The organism is Dyella sp. A6 (assembly GCF_036320485.1).
In the GTDB taxonomy this organism is placed as follows: domain Bacteria; phylum Pseudomonadota; class Gammaproteobacteria; order Xanthomonadales; family Rhodanobacteraceae; genus Rhodanobacter_A; species Rhodanobacter_A aluminiiresistens.
Genome location: NZ_CP132911.1, coordinates 3,435,980 through 3,454,402, shown reverse-complemented (window position 1 = coordinate 3,454,402; position 18,423 = coordinate 3,435,980). Strand labels below are relative to the sequence as shown.

Here is an 18,423-nt window from a genome sequence, read left to right as displayed (position 1 = left end):
AGGCTGGCACATGGCCGTACGCGGTGACGCAGGCACTTCGGCCTGCGTGGCAGGCCGGCTAGACTTACTGGCCGACGCCGTGCGGGTGGATCCAGCCCAGCTTGTAGCCGACGATCACCATGGCGATCAGCACCAGTGACAGGCCAATGCGCCGGGTCAGCGCCCACACCGTGCGCCGGTCGTCGTCCTTGTCGGTCATCATGAAATAGAGGGCCTGGCCGAGGTTGAACACGACCACCAGGAACATGACCACCAGCGCAATCTTTGAGATGGTTTCCACGTGTATCGCCTGAACGCCTTCGACCGCCGCAGTATAGCCCGCCGAAACGGGGTGCCCGCGTGAGCTGGATGCGTCGTCCGGCATGGTGGTCGGTGCTGCTGACCGTGGCTGGCGCGCTGCTGTTCGTGCGACTGGGTTTCTGGCAGCTGCACCGCGCCGACTACAAGGACGGGTTGCTGCGACGGTATGCCGCGGCCGCTGCAGCGCCGGTGCAGCGTTTCGACGATGTCGTCGACCACCTGTCGGCGGATACGTATCCGCGGGTGCGGGTGCACGGGCACTACCTGGTCGACCGCGTCTATCTGCTGGACAACCCGATGCACGATGAGCGCGGGGGAATCGAGGTCTATGCGCCATTCCTGCCGGACGGGCATCGCCGGCTGCTGTTGGTGGACCTCGGGTTCCTGCCCGGCAACGGCACTCGCCGAAGGCCGCTGCCGCCACCGCTTCCGGTCGGGCCGACAACGTTGCAGGGGCTGTACCAGCCTTCGCCCGGGCATGGCCTGGAGATGGGCGGTGACGCGCTGGCACGCCAGTCGCACTGGCCCAAGAACACCATCTACCTGGACATGAAGCAGGTTGCCACGGATCTGCAGCATGTGCTGTTCCCGCGGCTGCTCGTGCTCGATCCGGAGCCGGCCACCGCCTACATGCGCAGACACCGGCTCGATTTCGGCGCGATGACGCCTGCGCGGCATCGCGCCTATGCCTTCCAGTGGTTCACTTTCGCGTTCGTGGCGGTGGTGATCTTTCTGGTATTGCACCGCAAGAAGCGCGCACCCGGGAGACCTCGCGATGAATCGACCTGACGCCAGGGCCGTGCGCATCGGCCGCCTGAAGCTGTTGCTGGTGCTGGCCATCTTCGCCGCGCCGTCCGCGACGGCCTGGCTGCTGTTCCATGCCGGCTGGCAGCCGGGCGTGAAGAGTCATGGTCTGCCGGTGCTGCCGCAGCGCAACTTCCAGAGCGAGCACCTGCAGGTGGCCCTGGACGGTGGCGGCATGTGGCCGTGGCGTGCCGCCACGCCACGGCTTACCCTGGTCGCACTGCCCGGGCCGACGTGTGCCGACCGGTGCTTTGCGGCGCTGACCGGCATGGCCAAGGCCCGCCTGATGCTTGCCAACAACCGGTCCCGGCTGCGCCTGCTGTACGTGGGCATGCCGCCTGCCGACCCGGCGGCAGTGACGGCCATGAAGAACTACTGGCAGCTCGGCTCCGATGTCGATCATCGGCTCGATGCGTACCGCCCGCGGAGGCCCGACAGCGTCAGCGCGCTGCTGGTGGAGTCCAACGGTACCGTGTTGTCGCGTTATCCTGCCGGATTCGATGTATCCGGTCTGCTCCAAGACATGCGCAAGGTGATCCACTGATGTCCGATCGTTCAACCACGGTTCTGCGTGGCCTGTCGCTGTTCGCCGCGGTATTCGCGTTCGGACTGGTGATGTTTGGCGCTTTCGTGCGCCTGTCCAATGCTGGCCTTTCGTGTCCGGACTGGCCGACCTGCTATGGCCAGGTGACCTGGCCGCAGCATGCCCAGGCCGTGGCGAAGGCGGATGCGGCGTTTCCGGGACGGCCGTACCAGGCGCACAAGGCGTGGCGCGAGCAGGTGCACCGCATGCTGGCCGGGACGCTGGGCGTGGCGGTCCTGGTCATGGCACTGCTGGCGGCCTGGCGAAGACGCTGGGCGCGGCTGACCCTGATCGGCGCGGCGATACTCGCGGCCGCGGGACTGACGATGTACATGCACGGCGAACACGTCGGTTCCTCGGTGCTGGCCGTGCTGGCGATCTTCCTGCCGCTGGCCACGGCCCTGATGCTGGATCGGCCCGGCGCCTGGCGGGTCAGCGTGCTGGCGCTGGGTGTGATCATTTTCCAGGCGATGCTGGGCATGTGGACGGTGACCCTGCTGCTCAAGCCGATCGTGGTGCTGGGGCATCTGCTGGGCGGCATGACCACGTTCGCCCTGCTGGCCTGGGTCGCGCTGCGTTTCGCCGGTGTGGGCGCGACCGATGATCGCCTCGCCGGCCTGCGTAAGGCGGTGATCATCGGCCTGGTGCTGCTGGGCTGCCAGATCGCACTGGGTGGATGGACGTCGTCCAACTATGCGGCGCTGGCTTGCGGCTACGGCCCGGGCTCGTTCCCCGAGTGTCTGGGCCAGTGGGCGCCGCCCACCGATTTCCATCAGGGGTTCATCCTGTGGCGCGGCATCGGCGTGGACTACCAGGGCGGCATTCTCGACCAGCCGGCGCGTACCGCGATCCAGCTGGTCCATCGCGCCGGTGCGCTGGTGGTGAGCTGCTACCTGCTCGCGCTGGCCTGGCGATTGTTCAAGCGAGGCCTGCGGCTGGGCAGTATCGCGCTGGTGCTGGCCCTGGTCGCGCAGGTTTCGCTGGGTATCAGCAACGTGTATTTCGGGTTGCCGCTGGCGGTGGCCACCATGCATAACGGCGGCGCGGCGCTGCTGTTGTTCGTGCTGGTCGCGAACCTTGCGCGGACGCAGCCGCGTCCGGGGCGCCTGATGACGTCCGCTGCGAGACCCCTGCAATGAGTCATGTGGGCGAGTACCTGCAGCTCACCAAGCCGCGCGTCGTCGCGTTGCTGGTGTTCTGCGCGGTGATCGGCATGTTTCTGGCGGTGCCGGGCATTCCGCCGTGGCGTGCGCTGGTGTTCGGCACACTCGGCATCTGGATGGCCTCGGGCTCGGCCGCCGCGTTCAATCACCTGATCGACGAGCGCATCGACAAGCTGATGGCGCGTACCGCACGCAGGCCGCTGGCGACCGGTCAGCTCAGGCCGCGCCAGGTGCTGCTGTTCGCCATCGTGCTGGGTGTCGCCTCGATGCTGGTGCTGGTGTTGCTGGTGAATGCGCTGACCGCCTGGCTCACCTTCGCCGGGCTGATCGGCTATGCGCTGGTCTACACCGCATACCTCAAGCGCGCCACGCCGCAGAACATCGTGATCGGCGGTCTGGCCGGTGCAGTGCCGCCGGTGCTGGGCTGGACCGCCGCTACCGGTGCGCTGCACCCGTTCGCGCTGCAGCTGTGCCTGATCATCTTCGTGTGGACGCCGCCACACTTCTGGGCACTGGCGATCTTCCGCCGCGACGATTACGAACGTGCCGGTGTGCCGATGCTGCCGGTGACTCACGGCGTGGCCTACACGCGCTGGCAGGTGCTGTTCTACACCGTGCTGCTGGTGCTGGTGACCCTGCTGCCGGCGATCACGCGATGCAGCGGCCTGCTCTATCTGGGCGGCGCGGTGGTGCTGGATGCCGGCTTCCTGTACTACGCGATCCGCCTGCTCAATCCGCCGGACGAATACTTCGCCATGCGCGTGTTCAAATATTCGGTGGTCTATCTGATGGCGCTGTTCGCGTTGCTGCTGCTCGACCACTGGTTGATGGCGCCGACGCCGGCTTCGGCGCTGGTGTTCCGCGCGGCGACATGAGTCGCTGCGCGGTCGCCCGATTTCTTCATCGGCCCGCTTGACACTTTCGCAGCGCAGCACGACAATTCGCGCGCCGACCGGCGCGCTGCGCCCGATCGGTTTCCTGTCCTGACTAACCAAGGCATATGGACGTTTACCCTAGTCGCAACGTCGACATCCGCGAGCATCGGGTGCCGGCGTCGCATAACAAGCTGATCGTCTGCGGCGACCGCCAGCGGTCGGCCGGCGCTTTCCTCGACTAGGGAAGTCCGGCCTTCTCCCTGCGGTGTCGCTGACACCGTTACGAGGAGATGGGCCATGAAGCTCCTTCGCGATTTTTTTCATCTGCCTGCGGTAGGCCGGTTTCCCCTGTCCGGTCGCCGTGAACCGATGCCGCGCACCGTGACTGTGCCGGCCCCGCTGGCGCCGGCCGACAACGTGGTCGAGCTGCACCGTTCCGAGGCGGAATCCCAGCCGTCGGCTGCGGCCGACGAACCACCGCGATACGCATTGGCGGCGGGGCTGTGAAGCAGACCCTGCCACGCAAGGGGTGGCCTCCACCACCTGCGTGTTCCGCGCGGCCACCCTTGAGGTGGCTGCATGTACCGCGGCGAGGCGGACGGGCGGATTGAATCCGCTGCCCGCGCCGGCGATGGGATCGAGTGACAGACGGAAGCGGGCATGAACAAGCAAACCATCCAGGGGGCCGTGGCCAAGGTGGCCGGCAAGGGGGCACCTGCTGCTCCGCAGGTACTGGCGACGCAGTTGGCGTATCGCCGCAATGACGAACTGCTCGACACGCTGGGCACCAGCCTGGGCGGACTCGACGAGACGCAGATCGGCGAACGGCTGGACCGCGATGGCGTCAACGAGGTCTCGCACGAAAAGCCGCCGCACTGGTCGCTGCAGCTGTTCCGTGCGTTCAAGAATCCGTTCATCGTGGTCCTGCTGGTGCTGGCCGGGGTGCAGCTGGCGACCGATCCCGAGGACCTCACCGGACCACTGATCATCGCGGTGATGGTGGCGATCAGCGCGGTGCTGAGCTTTACCCAGGAGTTCCGTTCGAGCCGGGCGGCCGAACAGCTCAAGGCGATGGTGCGCAACACGGCTACCGTGACGCGGCGTGCGTCGGACGGGCACAGCGAGCGCATCGAGGTGCCGGTCGGCGAGCTGGTGGCCGGTGATATCGTGCATCTGGGGGCGGGCGACATGGTGCCTGCAGACCTGCGCCTGCTCACCGCGAAGGACCTGTTCATCAGTCAGGCCATCCTCACTGGCGAGTCCTTGCCGGTGGAGAAGGCGGCGCCGGGCCCGCGTCATCCGGAAAACCTCACCCCGAATCCGCTCGACCTGGCCACCGTCTGCTACATGGGCACCAACGTGGTCAGCGGCAGCGCCACCGCGGTGGTCGTGGCGACCGGGGCGCGTACCTATCTCGGTTCGCTGGCGCGCAGCCTGGTGGGCGAGCGCGTGCAGACCAGTTTCGACCGTGGCGTGAAAAGCGTCAGCTGGCTGCTGATCCGCTTCATGCTGGTGATGGTGCCCATCGTGCTGGGCATCCAGTGGTACAAGCAGGGCTTCTGGGAAGCGCTGCTGTTCGCGCTGTCGGTGGCGGTGGGCCTGACCCCGGAAATGCTGCCGCTGATCGTCACCGCGAATCTGGGCAAGGGCGCCATGGCGATGTCCAAGCGCAAGGTCGTGGTGAAGCGGCTCAACGCGATCCAGAATTTCGGTGCGATGGACGTGCTCTGCACCGACAAGACCGGCACGCTCACGCTGGACAAGATCGTGCTGGAGCGGCATCTCGACCTGGCGGGTGAGGAGTCCGACGACGCGCTGGAATACGGCTACCTCAACAGCCATTTCCAGACCGGCCTGAAAAACCTGATGGACAAGGCCGTGCTGGCGCACCGCGACCTGGAACCGATGGCCGCCCGTTACCGCGTGGTCGACGAGATCCCGTTCGATTTCCAGCGCCGGCGCATGTCGGTGGTGCTGGGCGAGCAGGGTGGTCAGCACCTGCTGGTATGCAAGGGCGCGGTGGAGGAGATGCTGACGATCTGCGAGTCCGCGCGTATCGGCGACGAGGTGCTGCCGATGACGGACGAGCTGCGCGGCGAGATCCGCACCATGACGCACCGCCTCAACGAGGATGGCCTGCGCGTGCTGGTGGTGGCGATCAAGCGCCAGCCGCCGACGGACCGGGCCTACGGCATCGCCGACGAAAGCGATCTGGTGGCGGTCGGCTGCCTTGCCTTCCTCGACCCGCCGAAAGACTCGGCCGGCACCGCCATCGCCGCGCTGCACCACCATGGTGTCGAGGTGAAGGTCATTACCGGCGACAACGAGGCAGTGACGCGCAAGATCTGCCGCGAGGTGGGGCTGGACGTGGAGCATTCGGCGCAGGGGCGCGATATCGAGCCCCTGGACGATGCCGCACTGGATGAACTGGTGGCACGCACCACGGTGTTCGCCAAGATGTCGCCGCTGCAGAAGGCGCGGGTGGTGAAGTCGCTGCAGCGTCAGGGGCATACGGTGGGCTTTCTGGGCGACGGCATCAACGATGCCCCGGCGCTGCGCGAGGCGGATGTGGGCATTTCGGTGGACACGGCGACCGACATCGCCAAGGAGTCGGCCGACATCATCCTGCTGGAAAAGAACCTGATGGTGCTGGAAGAGGGCGTGATCGAGGGGCGCATCACCTTCGGCAACATCATCAAGTACATCAAGATGACGGCCAGCTCGAACTTCGGCAACGTGCTCAGCATGCTGATCGCCAGCCTGTTCCTGCCGTTCGTGCCGCTGCTGCCGCTGCAGATCCTGGTGCTGAATCTGTTGTACGACATTTCGCAGCTGTCGATTCCGTTCGACCGCATGGACGTCGAATACCTGCGCAAGCCGCGCAAGTGGGACGCCAGCGACATCGGTCGTTTCATGCTGTGGATGGGGCCGTCCAGCTCGATCTTCGACATCACTACCTTCGCGCTGCTGTGGTTCGTGTTCGGCGCCAACGGGCCGGCACATCAGGCGTTCTTCCAGTCGGGCTGGTTCATCGAGAGCCTGCTGACGCAGACCCTGGTGGTGCACATGATCCGCACCCGCAAGATCCCGTTCCTGCAGAGCAGCGCTTCGGCACCGGTGCTGGGCTTGACCACCGCGATCATCGCGATCGGCGTGGCCATTCCGTACACCGTGGTCGGCACCAAGCTGGGCATGGTGGAAATGCCGTCCGCCTATTTCGGCTGGCTGGCGGTGACCGTGCTTGCCTATTGCGCGCTGACGCAGGGGATGAAGATGCTCTACATGCGTCGCTACGGACGCTGGCTGTAGACAAGCGGTGTGGTGCGGGCGGTGTGCTTGCCGCCCGCGTGCCGGGTCAGTCGTCGCAACCCTCGGCTTCGTCGGCCTGACGGCGCCGGTAACGCCACCACAGCACCAGGGCGATCACCAGCACCGCGCCGACCACCAGCCACAGGCTGGCCTGGCTGCGATGCATCCACATCACCAGCCACTGGTGGTTGTTCGCGCCCAGGTAACCCAGGTAGACCCAGAACGGCACGCTGATCAGTGCGGCCAGGGTGTCGATCAGCAGGAAGCGCAGCGTGGATACGCGATGGGTGGCGCCGGCGGTGACGTAGATGGTGGTGCGCATGCCGGGCAGGAAGCGTGCGAAAAACAGCATGCGGTTGCCGTAACGCTCGAATTTCCGCTGCACCATCGCATAGCGCGCGGGAGTCAGAACCTTGGCCACCAGGCGCCAGCGCATCATGCGTGCGCCGTAATGGTGGCCAAGCATGAAGATCGCGGAGTCGCCCAGCAGCACGCCGAACATGCACAGGCCGAACATGGCGTGCACGTTGGCGAAGCCCAGTCCGGCAATGACGCCGCCGGCCACCAGGGTCACGTCCTCGGGCAGCGGCAGGCCGGCGCCGCAGATCATCAACGCGATGAACACGGCCAGATAGCCGTTCTGCGCGAAGATGGTGATCAGTCGTTGAAGCAGGTCCATTGCAGTCTTTTAGACGAAAAACATGACACGGGCCATTCTTGCAGCATCCGGGTGTCTCGTGGTGGGGGCGGGTGCAGGCGCGATCATGGACGGCCCGGAAGTGGGCTGATGCGAATGGACAGGATGTCGCGCAGCTCGGTTTTCTCTTCGTCGCTGAGCTGACTGCGCTGCTTCGACATAAGCTCGGCCTTGCGCTGCACCACGGCTTCACGTTCCAGTTTGGCCAGCGCATCGAAGAACTCGGTGGCCTGCATGTCCGGCTCGCCCGGTACCAGTGCGCTCATCAATTTCTGCAGCGCAGGATATTCGGGGCGTTCGGCGAAATGTTCGACCAGCATCGCCGGGTTGATGCCTGGACGGGCGCGGGCGGTGTCCAGCAGCTCGGCCAGCAGCTCCACGCCGGGCTTGTCCAGGCGCAGGAAGCGGTAGGGCTTTTCCACGGTGTCGGCCACGCCCGGTTGCGCCAGCAGCAGGGCGATGGCGCTGCGTACCAGCGAACGCTGCACGGCGACCGGTCGCTGCAGTGGTCGTTGCGCGTTGGCTGGCGTCTGCAGCGTGGCACGGGCACCGGTGCGCTTTTCCAGCTCGTCGGCCATCAGGTCGCGGAAGGCCCCGTCGGGCAGTCGCGCGATCAGCGGCCGTGCACGCTCGGCCAGCCGTGCGCGGCCGTCGAGGCTGGAGGTATCCACGTCGTGTGCCAGTTCGGCGAAGAAATAGTCCGACAGCGGGGTGGCGTTCTTCAGGCGCTGCTCGAAGCCCTCCTTGCCTTCCTTGCGCACCAGCGTGTCCGGGTCCTCGCCCTCGGGCAGGAACAGGAAATACGCCTGCCGTCCGTCGCGCAGGCGCGGCAGCGCCGCATCCAGCGCCTTCCATGCGGCAGCGCGGCCGGCGCGGTCGCCGTCGAAGCAGAACACCACGTCGGGTGCGGCGCGGAACAGCAGTTCGGTGTGCTCCGGTGTGGTGGCGGTGCCCAGCGTGGCCACCGCGATCGGCAGGCCGGCCTGGTGCAGCGCGATCACGTCCATGTAGCCTTCCACCACCACGATCCGCTGCAGGTTCGCGTTGGCCTGTTTCACCTGCCATAGCGCGAACAGCTCGCGGCCCTTGTGGAACAGGGGAGTCTCGGGCGAGTTGAGGTACTTCGGCGACTGCTCCGAACTCAGCACCCTGCCGCCGAAGGCGATCACCCGGCCGCGGCGGTCGAGGATGGGAAACATCAGCCGTTCGCGGAAGCGGTCGTACTTGCTGCCGCGTTCGCCGGTGGAGACCATGCCGGCCTCGCCGAGCAGTTCCATCCGTCGCGGGTTGTTGCCCAGCGCCTTGATGATGCCGTCGTAGCCGGCCGGAGCCCAGCCGAGGCGGAAACGCGCGACGGTGTCGGCATCCAGTCCGCGCTTCTTGCAGTATGCCTGTGCCTCGGCGCTGCGCGGCAGTTGTTCCTCATACCAGCGGGTGCTGGCGTCCAGCAGTGCGTAGAGGTCGGTCTTGTCCTCGCGCGGGCGGTCGTTGCCGCCTTCGCGCGGAACGGTGAGCCCCACCGACTGCGCCAGTTCCTCCACCGCGTCGGGAAACTCCAGACGCTCGTACTCCATCAGGAACTTGATCGCGCTGCCATGCGCGCCGCAGCCGAAGCAGTGATAGAACTGCTTGGTCGGGCTGACGTAGAACGAGGGCGTGCGCTCGTCGTGGAACGGGCAGCAGGCGGTCCATTCGCGGCCGGCCTTTTTCAACGGCACGCGCCGCTCGATCACGTCGACGATGTCGACGCGGGCAAGCAGTTCGTCGATGAAACTGTCGGGAATCAGGCCGCGCATGAGCCGCTTAGTTTAGAGCCTGTTGTGCCTGACGGGTGTTCGCAGCCCGGTGAGGCACATCTGGCCGCATGGTCGCTGCGTCGCGCGATGAGGCCGGTCACGCCGCTGATGGGACTGATGATGGCGAGAAAGATGGCGGCGCCACCGCGATGATGCGTTGGTGCCGGCGTGGAGCGGGCGTGAAGAAGCCGGCACCGGGCCGGTGACCGGCTCAGCCTGCCAGCCGGGTCTTGATCTTGCCCGAGACAACGGCCATGTCGGCGCGGCCGGCTGCCTTCTCTTTCACAGCGGCGACCACCTTGCCCATGTCGCGCGGGCCGCTGGCGCCAGTTTCGGCGATGGCTGCGGCGATCAGGGCATCCAGCTCGGCGTCATCCAGCTTGGCGGGCAGGTAGGCTTCGATCACCGTCATTTCGGCGCGCTCGACGTCGGCCAGATCCTGGCGGTCTGCCGCTTCGTACTGGCTGACCGAGTCCTTGCGTTGCTTCAGCATCTTTTCCAGCACGGCCAGGGTCTGGGCGTCGTCCAGCTCGATGCGCTCGTCCACTTCGCGCTGCTTGATCGCGGCCAGCACCAGCCGGATCACGCCAAGCCGGTGCTTGTCGCCCCCGCGCATGGCGGTTTTCATGTCGTCGGTAAGCTGCTGCTTGAGCGTCATGGTCGTGCTCCGGAAATGCAGAAAGCCGGCGTCGCTTGCGGGCAACGCCGGCCGATGCAGTGCTTTATGGCCGCGGCTGCGGGCCCACGCGCCTTGGCCAAGCCTGTGGTCGCCCGTCGGGGCGGCCGCGTCCGCGCGCAGGGGCGCGGACTTGCAGGGCTCAGTACAGGCGCGTCTTGCGCGTTACGTCGCGCGACAGGCGGCGCATATGGCGCTTCACCGCGGCGGCGCGCTTGCGCTTGCGTTCCTGGGTCGGCTTCTCGTAGAACTCGCGCTTGCGGGTTTCGGCGAGCACGCCGGCCTTTTCGCAGGTGCGCTTGAAGCGACGCAGGGCAAGCTCGAACGGCTCGTTCTCGCGGACTTTTACGCTAGGCATGAAGACTCCGGGTGTTAGACTGGCCCGTACCTGACGAGCCTGTTGAATAGGGCGAGCCGCGAAGTATAGCGTGGATACCAGAAATTTTTCAAAGCCCGTGTTGGGCATCGAATCCTCCTGCGACGAGACGGGCGTCGCCGTGCTGCGCTGGGAGCCTGATGCGCCCGGCCGCGGCCTGCTGGCGCATGCCCTGTACAGCCAGGTCAAACTGCATGCCAATTACGGTGGCGTGGTGCCGGAGCTGGCCAGCCGCGACCATGTGCGCAAGCTGGTGCCGCTGGTGCGCGAGGCGCTTGCCGAGGCCGGGCTGACCCCGGCCGACCTGGGCGGGGTGGCCTATACCGCCGGGCCGGGCCTGGTCGGCGCGCTGCTGGTGGGAGCTTCCGCCGGGCGGGCATTGGCCTGGGCGCTGGGCGTGCCGGCGATCGGCGTGCATCACATGGAAGGCCACCTGCTGGCGCCCTTGCTGGAGGACGACCCGCCCAAGCCGCCGTTCGTGGCGCTGCTGGTTTCCGGCGGGCACTCGATGCTGGTGCAGGTGAAGGGCATCGGCGAATATCACATTCTGGGCGATACCCTGGACGATGCCGCGGGCGAGGCGTTCGACAAGACCGCCAAGCTGATGGGGCTGCCCTACCCGGGAGGCCCGGCGCTGGCGCGGCTGGCCGAGCAGGGACGGCCGGGGGCATTCCGTTTCTCGCGGCCGATGACCGACCGGCCCGGACTGGATTTCAGCTTTTCGGGCCTGAAGACCCAGGTGCTGCTGGCCTGGCAGCAGTCCGACCAGTCGGAGCAGACGCGTGCCGATATCGCCCGCGGTTTCGAGGAGGCCATCGTCGACACCCTGGTGATCAAGTGCCGGCGCGCGCTGGATGCCGCCGGCGCCGAGCGGCTGGTGATCGCCGGAGGCGTGGGGGCCAACCGGCGGCTGCGCGCCGAGCTGGCGGCTGCCGGCGAACGGGACGGCTTCCGCACCTATTTCCCGCGGCTGCAGTTCTGCACCGACAACGGCGCGATGATCGCGCTGGCCGGCGCGATCCGGCTTGCTGCCGGGCAGCAGCAGGACGAAACCGTGCAGGTGCTGCCCCGCTGGAACCTGGAAACCCTGCCGCCGGCGGCTTGATCGCCGGCGCGTCATCGCGGACCCTTTAGCGATGGACATCGTTTTCATCGAAGATCTGCGCATCGAAGCCGTCATCGGCATCTACGACTGGGAGCGCCGCGTGCGACAGACCTTGTCGTTCGATATCGAAATGGCGTTCGACAACACCGTGCCCGCCGCCAGCGACGACATCGCGCTGACGCTGAACTACAAGGACGTCTCCAAGCGTCTGATCGAATATGTCGGCGCTTCCAGCTTCGGCCTGGTGGAGACGCTGGCCGAGCGCTGTGCGGCGATCGTGCGCGACGAATTCGGCGTGGCCTGGGTGCGCCTGAAGCTTTCCAAGCCGGGCGCCGTACGGGGTGCGAAGGCCGTTGGCGTGCGCATCGAACGCGGTACGCGGCCTGCGTGATCAGGGCGGCTGCAGGCCGCCGGACGCGTCGCTAGACTGGTCGCAGGACCAATGGGCAGGGGGCGTGTCATGGGTTTCTTCGAACGGATCGATCGCGGCATCGCGCTGATGCGTACCAGCTGGGCGGTACTGCGCACGCATCGCTCGCTGCTGGTGTTCCCGCTGGTATCGGGCACCTGCCTGCTGCTGGTGTCCTTGAGTTTCTTCGTGCCGCTGGCGGGCATGGGCGTGCTTGCCAGCAGTACGCCGGGCACGTTGCGGGAGGCGGCCATGCCGGGTCTTTACCTGGGTGCGTTCGCGTTCTACGTGGTGCAGTACTTCATCATCACGTTTTTCCAGACCGGGCTGGCCTTCTGTGCCCTGGCCGTATTGCGTGGCGAGACGGTGACGGTGCGCGATGGCATGGCGGCGGCCGGTGCCAAGGCCTTGCCGATCCTCGGGTATGCATTGATCGCCGCGACGGTGGGCATGCTGCTGCGGGTACTGAGCGAGCGCATGGGCCTGATCGGACGCATCGTGATCGGCCTCATCGGGGTGGCGTGGAGTCTGGCCGTGGCGCTGGTGGTGCCGGTACTTGCGGCGGAGTACGTGGGCGGTTTCCAGGCGATCTCGCGCAGCACGGCGCTGATCCGCAGCACCTGGGGCGAGGACATGGTCGGCAATGCCGGCATCGGCTTCGTCTGTTTCCTGGCCATGGCGGTTGTCGGCCTGCTGGGCGGGTTCCTCGCCTACCATGGGTTTACCCATCACATGGCGGGCCTGGGGGCGATGTTCCTGGTGCTGACCGTGCTGGGGCTGCTGGCGGTAGGTCTGGTGCAGAGTTCGCTGCAGGGGGTGTTCGTGGCCGCGCTGTACCGCTACGCGGCCGACGGCGAAGCGGGTGACGGCTTCACTGCGAACGTGCTGGACAACGCATTCCTGCCCAGGACCTGAGCCGGCGCGCAGGGACGGCGCAGGAACGGCGCGTTATCATCAAGTGCACTGGGTTCGGCGCATCGCGCGTTGAGGATCCGGTGCGCGTGGCTTGCTGCCATGCCCTCGCCGTGCCGCCCCGGCCGGCCTTTTTCTGCACGGGTCTCCGGTGGTTCCGGATGGCCTGCCGTCGTCCGCGCTCTACCGTGGCTGCATCGACGACCCACACGGAGGAGTGTTCCACGACATGAATGCCCTGCACGATCTGCTGCGAAACCCCGGTATGCCGACCCTGGTCGGCGTGCTGGTGCTGCTGGCCGCGGCCTGGGGTCTGGGGGTGACCAGTCGCTACGTGCTGCTGCGCGTGGCGCGCACGGTCACCCGTCGCACCGAATGGAAATGGGACGACGCGCTGTTCGACCATGGCGTGTTCAGATGGCTGGCCTGGATGGTGCCGGCGGTGGTGGTGCAGTTCGGCATCAGGCTGGTGCCCGGCATTTCGCCGGACCGGCAGCGGATGGTCGACAACGTGATGATGGCGTTGATGGTGTTCTTCCTGGTGATGGCGCTCAGTGCGGCGCTGTCGGCAGTGGAAGACCTGTACCGGCGCACGCCGCACGGCAGCCGGCGCTCGCTCAAGGGCCTGGTGCAGCTGATCAAGCTGGTGTTGTTCATCGTGGCCGGGCTGGTCATCGTGGTCGAAATCACCGGCCAGCAGGTCGGCCTGCTGCTGTCCGGCATCGGCGCGATGTCGGCCGTGCTGCTGTTGATCTTCAAGGACACCATTCTCGGTTTCGTGGCCGGTGTGCAGCTGGCATCCAACGACATGCTGCGCGTGGGCGACTGGATCACGGTGCCCGGCGCGGCCGCCGACGGCGAGGTGATCGACATCACGCTGTATACGGTGAAGGTGCGCAATTTCGACAACACCATCGTCACCGTGCCGACCTGGAAGCTGATCAGCGAGAGCTACCAGAACTGGCGTGGCATGACCGAGTCGGGTGGGCGTCGGATCAAGCGCGCGCTGCATCTGGATGCGGCCAGTGTGCGTTTTCTGGACGAAGGCGATATCGAGCGGCTGGGGCGCCTGCGCCTGCTGCACGACTATGTGGCGACCAAGAGCGAGGAGGTCGCCCGCTGGAACGACAACCTGGGCAGTGCCAACAGCGTGCAGGCCAATCGCCGTCGGCTGACCAACCTGGGCACGTTCCGCGCGTATGCGCAGGCCTATCTGAAGGCGAGCCCGGACATCCATCCGCGGATGTCCTGCATGGTGCGTCAGCTCGACAGCAGTCCGCAGGGCATCCCGCTGGAGCTGTACTGTTTCACCGCGACTACCGTGTGGCCGGAGTACGAGCGGATCCAGGCCGATATCTTCGAGCACTTGTTCGCCGTGTTGCCCGAGTTCGGCCTGCGTCTGTACCAGCAGCCGTCCGGTCACGATGTGCAGCAGGGGCTGGCGCGGTTCGGTGCCGGCCGTGCAGAATCGCCGTCTCCCCACCTGTCGGGATCGTGATGGCCCGTGTCTATCTCAGCCTGGGCTCCAACCTGGAGCCGCAGCGCTATCTTCCGTTGGCGCTGGACGAGCTGCGCCAGCATTTCGGCCGGATCGATGTGTCGCCGGCCTACCGCAGCCGGGCCGTGGGCTTCGATGGTCCCGACTTCGTCAATCTTGCCGTGGGCCTGGACACCAGGCTTGCTCCGGTGGAACTGAACGACTGGCTGCATGCGCTGGAGGATCGTCACGGCCGCCGCCGCGACCAGCCGCGCTACAGCAGCCGCACGCTGGACGTGGACATCGTGCTGTACGACGACTGCGTGATCGATGGCCCGGGCCACCTGCAGATCCCGCGCAAGGAGCTCAGGCATGCCTTCGTGCTGAAGCCGCTGGCAGACATCGCGCCGGACCTGCCGCATCCGGTGGATGGCCGGACGATGGCCGAACTGTGGGCCGCGTTTCCGCGTGCGCAGGAGGAGTCACTGACGCCGGTTTCGCTGTAAGGTGGCAAGTGACTGAATAACAACGCGCTTGACGGCCTTGTCCGATCCGTGCATGTTGCGATGCAACATATGGCCGGGGCGTTGATGCCCGTGACCGCACGATGCGGAGGAGCGCATGGACATGGAGTGGACCCATTATCGTTCGCCTGGTTGGGATGAGTTGATCGGTCCCGACGGGAGTCCGCGCGCCTCGGCCCGACCGCTGGTCGAATACCTGGCGGGGCTCAGTCGCCGCGAATTGGCGGAGCGCCAGCTTGCGGCGAACGTCGCGGCCCGGGTCATGGGCGTGACCTTCACCGTCTACACGGAAGGGCGCAACGTCGACCGCACCCTGCCGTTCGACCTGATTCCCCGCGTGATTTCCCGCGCCGAGTGGGACCGCACCGCAGCCGGCCTGCGCCAGCGCATCCGGGCGCTCAACCTGTTCATCGGCGACATCTACGGCAAACAGCAGATCGTCAAGGACAAGGTGTTTCCGGCCTCGCTGCTGAAGGCGTCGGTGAATTTCCGGCCGCAGTGCGTGGGTATCCGGCCGCCGCTGGATGTATGGGCGCACATCTGCGGCTCCGATCTGGTGCGCGACGGCGACGGTGTGCTGTATGCGCTGGAGGACAACCTGCGCATTCCCAGCGGCGTGTCCTACATGATCGAAAACCGCATGGTGGCCAAGCGCGTGTTTCCCGAGCTGTTCGATACCAGCGCGATCCTACCGGTGGACGACTATCCCGCACAGCTCTACGACACGCTGGCCGCACTCTCGCCGCGGCCGGGCGAGACACCGGTGATCGCGCTGCTCACGCCCGGGGTCTACAACAGCGCCTATTTCGAACACTGCTATCTGGCCCAGGCGATGGGCATCGAGCTGGTCGAGGGTGGCGACCTGTTCGTCGACGACGACGACGTCTGCCACATGCGCACGGTGTACGGGCCGCGCCGGGTGGATGTGATCTACCGTCGGGTGGACGACGCCTTCCTCGATCCGGAGGTGTTTCGTCCCGACTCGATACTCGGGGTGCCCGGGCTGATCCGCAGCTGGCGTGCCGGCAAGGTGGCCCTGGCCAATGCGCCGGGTGCTGGCGTTGCCGACGACAAGGTGGTGTTCGCCTATGTGCCGAAGATGATCCGTTACTACCTGGACGAGGAGCCGATCCTGCCGAACGTGCCCAGCTACCTGTGCGAGGATCCGGCCGAGCGCGCCCATGTGCTCGCTCACCTGGACGAGCTGGTGGTCAAGCCGGCCAACGAATCGGGCGGTTACGGCATGCTGATCGGACCGCGCTCGACGCGGCGCCAGCGCGAGCAGTTCCGCAAGCTGATCGAGGCCGATCCGCGCAACTACATCGCGCAGCCGACGCTGTCGTTGTCCACCGCGCCGATTCTTGGCGAGAAAGGGCCGGAACCGCGTCATCTGGACCTGCGCCCGTTCATCCTCTCGCGTGCGGACGTCTATGTGACCACCGGCGGGCTGACCCGGGTGGCGATGAAGCGGAATTCACTGGTGGTCAATTCCTCACAGGGTGGCGGGGCCAAGGACACCTGGGTGGTCGACATGGACGAGGTGGGCTGATGCTGTCGCGTACTGCGGAAAATCTGTACTGGTTCAGTCGCTATGTGCGGCGCGCCGAAAACCTGGCCCGGCTGGTCAATGTCGGAAGCCTGCTGCAGCTGGATCTGCCGCGCGCCGCGCGCTTCAGCTGGCGTCCGCTGGTGGATACGCTCGGTGCGGGCGCGGAATTCGATCGCCTGTGCGGCCATGCCGAAGGCGCGCCCGGCGACGGCGACGTGGTGCGCTTCCTGCTGGTCGAGAAGGACAATCAGCTGTCGCTGCATGCGGTGGTGCGACACGCGCGCGAACTGCTGCGCGGCGTGCGCGAAACGCTGCCGCAGGACTGCTGGGTGGCCATCAACGACCTGTACCTGTATATCGAGGCGAATGCCGATCGCGCGGGCAGTCGCCGCTACCGGCAGGAGTTCCTGGACCGTGTGATCGACAGCTGCCTGCGTGTTTCGGCGCTGCTTTCGGCCAACGTCAGCCGCGACATCGGTTTCCAGTTCCTGCGGCTGGGCACGGCGATCGAGCAGGCCGACATGACCTCGCGCATCATCGATGCCGCCGCTGCCGGCCTGATCCAGCCGCGCAGTGACGAAGGCATCGAGGCGTTTCGCGCGATGCAGTGGATGAGCGCACTGCAGGCACTGGCCGCCTACCAGATGTACCGGCGTCACCTGCGCCAGCGAGTCAGTGCGGAGCAGGCCCTGCAGTTCCTGCTGAAGGACCACCAGTTTCCGCGCAGCATCCTGTTCTGCCTGGCACGTATCCAGGGCATCCTGCCGTTGATGCCGCCACGCCAGCCGGTACGACAGGCGCTCAACCGCACCCTCGGCGCGGTGTTCGACGCCGACCCGGTTCGCCTGACGCATGACGCGGCAGGTCCGGGCCCGTTCATGGATCAGTTGCAGATCGAGATGGCAGCCCTGGACGAGACGATACGCGCGTCCTATTTCCTGGGGTGACCGTTACTGCTGTTGCTGCGCGGCCTGGTTGGCCATCGCTTCTTCGTTTGGCGTGGCCGGACGTTGGGCCTGGGCCGGTGGCGTGTCAGGCAGGCCCGCGGCTCGCTCCCACGGAAAGTGGGGCAGGCTGCGCACGGCGGCTTCCAACTTGAGCGACCAGTTCTCGTGTATCTCCTGGTACAGCGGGGTGTCCGCATCCAGCCGCATGCGTTCGCCCAGCTTGAGTTCGCCGGCGCGCAGCAGCGCCAGGTCGATCGGCAGGCCCACCGATACGTTGGAGCGGATCGTCGAGTCGAGCGAGACCAGGGCACAGCGCGAAGCGTCTTCCAGCGTGGTGTCGTTGCGGATGATGCGATCCAGGATCGGCTTGCCGTACTTCGACTCGCCGATCTGCAGGTAAGGCGTCTCCGGCGACGCGGCGATGCAGTTGCCCAGCGGGTAGATCAGGAACAGGCCGGGCGATTCGCCGGCGATCTGGCCGCCGAGAATCAAGGTGGATTCCACGCTGACGCCGTTCTGCTGTGCGGCGACGGATACCTGCGCCTGGGCGGCCACCAGCGCGCGGCCCACATACTCGGCAGCCTCGAACAGGTGCCGGAAGGTACGCAGGGACACGGCTGCGCCGTCGTCCAGGTCGCGCTGCAGACGCGACACGACGGCCTGCGTGGTGCCGAGGTTGCCCGCCGACATCAGTACGAAGCTGCACTCGCCCGGAAAATCGAAGACGTGCATCTTGGTGTGCACGCGCACGTCGTCGAACGACGCGCTGGTACGCGTGTCCGAGGCGAAAACCAAGCCTTCTTCGACTTGGATTCCGACGCAGTAAGTCATGGGGCGGGCTTCCGAGGGAATTCGCAGCCATTGTATTGCAGGTCGCGCGTCGGGCGGACCCCGTTCCGCTACCGCGCCGATCGCGGGATC

Annotated in this window: 19 protein-coding genes; 13 read left to right on the top strand and 6 right to left on the bottom strand. The window is 66.5% G+C overall.

The features are described 5' to 3' along the window. Positions 1-64 precede the first annotated feature (64 nt). Positions 65-280 (bottom strand): twin transmembrane helix small protein, encoded by a 216-nt coding sequence (locus tag RA164_RS15405; protein WP_302072923.1) that lies wholly within the window; start codon positions 278-280, stop codon positions 65-67. 59 nt (positions 281-339) lie between these two features. On the opposite strand from RA164_RS15405, the gene RA164_RS15400 reads away from it, so the two are divergent. The 6 genes from RA164_RS15400 to mgtA all read left to right on the top strand — a co-directional run bounded on the left by RA164_RS15400 (position 340) and on the right by mgtA (position 7,034). Further along, entirely contained in the window at positions 340-1,089 is a 750-nt protein-coding gene (locus tag RA164_RS15400) for an SURF1 family protein (RefSeq protein ID WP_329741718.1), read from the top strand. Further along, positions 1,076-1,648, top strand: coding sequence for a hypothetical protein (locus RA164_RS15395; RefSeq protein WP_329741717.1), 573 nt, complete (start codon positions 1,076-1,078; stop codon positions 1,646-1,648). The genes RA164_RS15400 and RA164_RS15395 overlap by 14 nt, the downstream gene beginning before the upstream one ends. After that, positions 1,648-2,826: a COX15/CtaA family protein gene (locus tag RA164_RS15390; RefSeq protein ID WP_329741716.1), complete on the top strand. Its 1,179-nt coding sequence runs from the start codon at positions 1,648-1,650 to the stop codon at positions 2,824-2,826. The genes RA164_RS15395 and RA164_RS15390 overlap by 1 nt, the downstream gene beginning before the upstream one ends. Continuing rightward, positions 2,823-3,725 (top strand): heme o synthase, encoded by a 903-nt coding sequence (gene cyoE, locus RA164_RS15385; RefSeq protein WP_329741715.1) that lies wholly within the window; start codon positions 2,823-2,825, stop codon positions 3,723-3,725. Before RA164_RS15390 ends, cyoE begins: the two co-directional genes overlap by 4 nt. 297 nt (positions 3,726-4,022) lie before the next feature. Further along, positions 4,023-4,232, top strand: a complete 210-nt coding sequence (locus tag RA164_RS15380; protein WP_329741714.1) for a hypothetical protein — start codon at positions 4,023-4,025, stop codon at positions 4,230-4,232. A 153-nt stretch (positions 4,233-4,385) separates the two neighbouring features. After that, positions 4,386-7,034: a magnesium-translocating P-type ATPase gene (mgtA, locus tag RA164_RS15375; protein WP_329741713.1), complete on the top strand. Its 2,649-nt coding sequence runs from the start codon at positions 4,386-4,388 to the stop codon at positions 7,032-7,034. Positions 7,035-7,080: 46 nt separating this feature from the next. On the opposite strand, the gene RA164_RS15370 is transcribed toward mgtA, so the two are convergent. The 4 genes from RA164_RS15370 to rpsU form a co-directional block, all read right to left on the bottom strand. Beyond that, on the bottom strand, positions 7,081-7,713 hold the full coding sequence (locus RA164_RS15370) for a DedA family protein (protein ID WP_329741712.1): 633 nt from the start codon (positions 7,711-7,713) through the stop codon (positions 7,081-7,083). An 83-nt stretch (positions 7,714-7,796) separates the two neighbouring features. Continuing rightward, positions 7,797-9,527 carry a DNA primase gene (gene dnaG, locus RA164_RS15365; RefSeq protein ID WP_329741711.1) on the bottom strand — a complete coding sequence of 577 codons (1,731 nt, stop codon included), beginning with the start codon at positions 9,525-9,527 and terminating at the stop codon, positions 7,797-7,799. Positions 9,528-9,738: 211 nt separating this feature from the next. Then, complete coding sequence (locus tag RA164_RS15360; protein ID WP_329741710.1) at positions 9,739-10,185, bottom strand: GatB/YqeY domain-containing protein; 447 nt, start codon at positions 10,183-10,185, stop codon at positions 9,739-9,741. Between the two features lie 160 nt (positions 10,186-10,345). After that, a complete protein-coding gene (gene rpsU, locus RA164_RS15355) occupies positions 10,346-10,561 on the bottom strand; it encodes a 30S ribosomal protein S21 (protein ID WP_008208668.1) in 216 nt (71 codons plus the stop codon). Positions 10,562-10,658: 97 nt separating this feature from the next. Here rpsU and tsaD point away from each other — a divergent pair, with 97 nt between their 5' ends. The 7 genes from tsaD (at position 10,659) to RA164_RS15320 (ending at position 17,502) form a co-directional block, all read left to right on the top strand. Further along, complete coding sequence (tsaD, locus tag RA164_RS15350) at positions 10,659-11,684, top strand: tRNA (adenosine(37)-N6)-threonylcarbamoyltransferase complex transferase subunit TsaD (RefSeq protein ID WP_329741709.1); 1,026 nt, start codon at positions 10,659-10,661, stop codon at positions 11,682-11,684. Positions 11,685-11,715: 31 nt separating this feature from the next. Next, complete coding sequence (folB, locus tag RA164_RS15345) at positions 11,716-12,075, top strand: dihydroneopterin aldolase (protein WP_329741708.1); 360 nt, start codon at positions 11,716-11,718, stop codon at positions 12,073-12,075. A 69-nt stretch (positions 12,076-12,144) separates the two neighbouring features. Then, complete coding sequence (locus RA164_RS15340) at positions 12,145-13,008, top strand: DUF6159 family protein (RefSeq protein ID WP_329741707.1); 864 nt, start codon at positions 12,145-12,147, stop codon at positions 13,006-13,008. Positions 13,009-13,234: 226 nt separating this feature from the next. Next, complete coding sequence (locus tag RA164_RS15335) at positions 13,235-14,503, top strand: mechanosensitive ion channel family protein (protein ID WP_329741706.1); 1,269 nt, start codon at positions 13,235-13,237, stop codon at positions 14,501-14,503. Next, positions 14,503-14,988: a 2-amino-4-hydroxy-6-hydroxymethyldihydropteridine diphosphokinase gene (folK, locus tag RA164_RS15330; protein ID WP_329741705.1), complete on the top strand. Its 486-nt coding sequence runs from the start codon at positions 14,503-14,505 to the stop codon at positions 14,986-14,988. Before RA164_RS15335 ends, folK begins: the two co-directional genes overlap by 1 nt. Positions 14,989-15,109: 121 nt before the next feature. Next, the gene (locus RA164_RS15325) at positions 15,110-16,555 is read left to right on the top strand and encodes a circularly permuted type 2 ATP-grasp protein (protein WP_329743570.1); all 1,446 of its coding nucleotides are present in this window, start codon (positions 15,110-15,112) and stop codon (positions 16,553-16,555) included. Then, positions 16,555-17,502, top strand: coding sequence for an alpha-E domain-containing protein (locus tag RA164_RS15320; RefSeq protein ID WP_329741704.1), 948 nt, complete (start codon positions 16,555-16,557; stop codon positions 17,500-17,502). Before RA164_RS15325 ends, RA164_RS15320 begins: the two co-directional genes overlap by 1 nt. 3 nt (positions 17,503-17,505) lie before the next feature. Here RA164_RS15320 and RA164_RS15315 read toward each other — a convergent pair whose 3' ends face one another. Beyond that, positions 17,506-18,333 (bottom strand): 20S proteasome subunit A/B, encoded by an 828-nt coding sequence (locus RA164_RS15315; protein WP_329741703.1) that lies wholly within the window; start codon positions 18,331-18,333, stop codon positions 17,506-17,508. Positions 18,334-18,423: the final 90 nt, after the last annotated feature.

Bases quoted from the DNA above. Each gene is read 5' to 3' on its own strand.
- dnaG (WP_329741711.1), bottom strand. From the start codon at position 9,527: ATGCGCGGCCTGATTCCCGACAGTTTCATCGACGAACTGCTTGCCCGC.
- RA164_RS15315 (WP_329741703.1), bottom strand. From the start codon at position 18,333: ATGACTTACTGCGTCGGAATCCAAGTCGAAGAAGGCTTGGTTTTCGCC.
- folK (WP_329741705.1), top strand. From the start codon at position 14,503: ATGGCCCGTGTCTATCTCAGCCTGGGCTCCAACCTGGAGCCGCAGCGC.
- RA164_RS15370 (WP_329741712.1), bottom strand. From the start codon at position 7,713: ATGGACCTGCTTCAACGACTGATCACCATCTTCGCGCAGAACGGCTAT.
- folB (WP_329741708.1), top strand. From the start codon at position 11,716: ATGGACATCGTTTTCATCGAAGATCTGCGCATCGAAGCCGTCATCGGC.
- RA164_RS15360 (WP_329741710.1), bottom strand. From the start codon at position 10,185: ATGACGCTCAAGCAGCAGCTTACCGACGACATGAAAACCGCCATGCGC.
- RA164_RS15380 (WP_329741714.1), top strand. From the start codon at position 4,023: ATGAAGCTCCTTCGCGATTTTTTTCATCTGCCTGCGGTAGGCCGGTTT.
- cyoE (WP_329741715.1), top strand. From the start codon at position 2,823: ATGAGTCATGTGGGCGAGTACCTGCAGCTCACCAAGCCGCGCGTCGTC.
- RA164_RS15320 (WP_329741704.1), top strand. From the start codon at position 16,555: ATGCTGTCGCGTACTGCGGAAAATCTGTACTGGTTCAGTCGCTATGTG.
- RA164_RS15325 (WP_329743570.1), top strand. From the start codon at position 15,110: ATGGAGTGGACCCATTATCGTTCGCCTGGTTGGGATGAGTTGATCGGT.
- RA164_RS15395 (WP_329741717.1), top strand. From the start codon at position 1,076: ATGAATCGACCTGACGCCAGGGCCGTGCGCATCGGCCGCCTGAAGCTG.
- RA164_RS15335 (WP_329741706.1), top strand. From the start codon at position 13,235: ATGAATGCCCTGCACGATCTGCTGCGAAACCCCGGTATGCCGACCCTG.
- RA164_RS15390 (WP_329741716.1), top strand. From the start codon at position 1,648: ATGTCCGATCGTTCAACCACGGTTCTGCGTGGCCTGTCGCTGTTCGCC.
- rpsU (WP_008208668.1), bottom strand. From the start codon at position 10,561: ATGCCTAGCGTAAAAGTCCGCGAGAACGAGCCGTTCGAGCTTGCCCTG.
- RA164_RS15340 (WP_329741707.1), top strand. From the start codon at position 12,145: ATGGGTTTCTTCGAACGGATCGATCGCGGCATCGCGCTGATGCGTACC.
- mgtA (WP_329741713.1), top strand. From the start codon at position 4,386: ATGAACAAGCAAACCATCCAGGGGGCCGTGGCCAAGGTGGCCGGCAAG.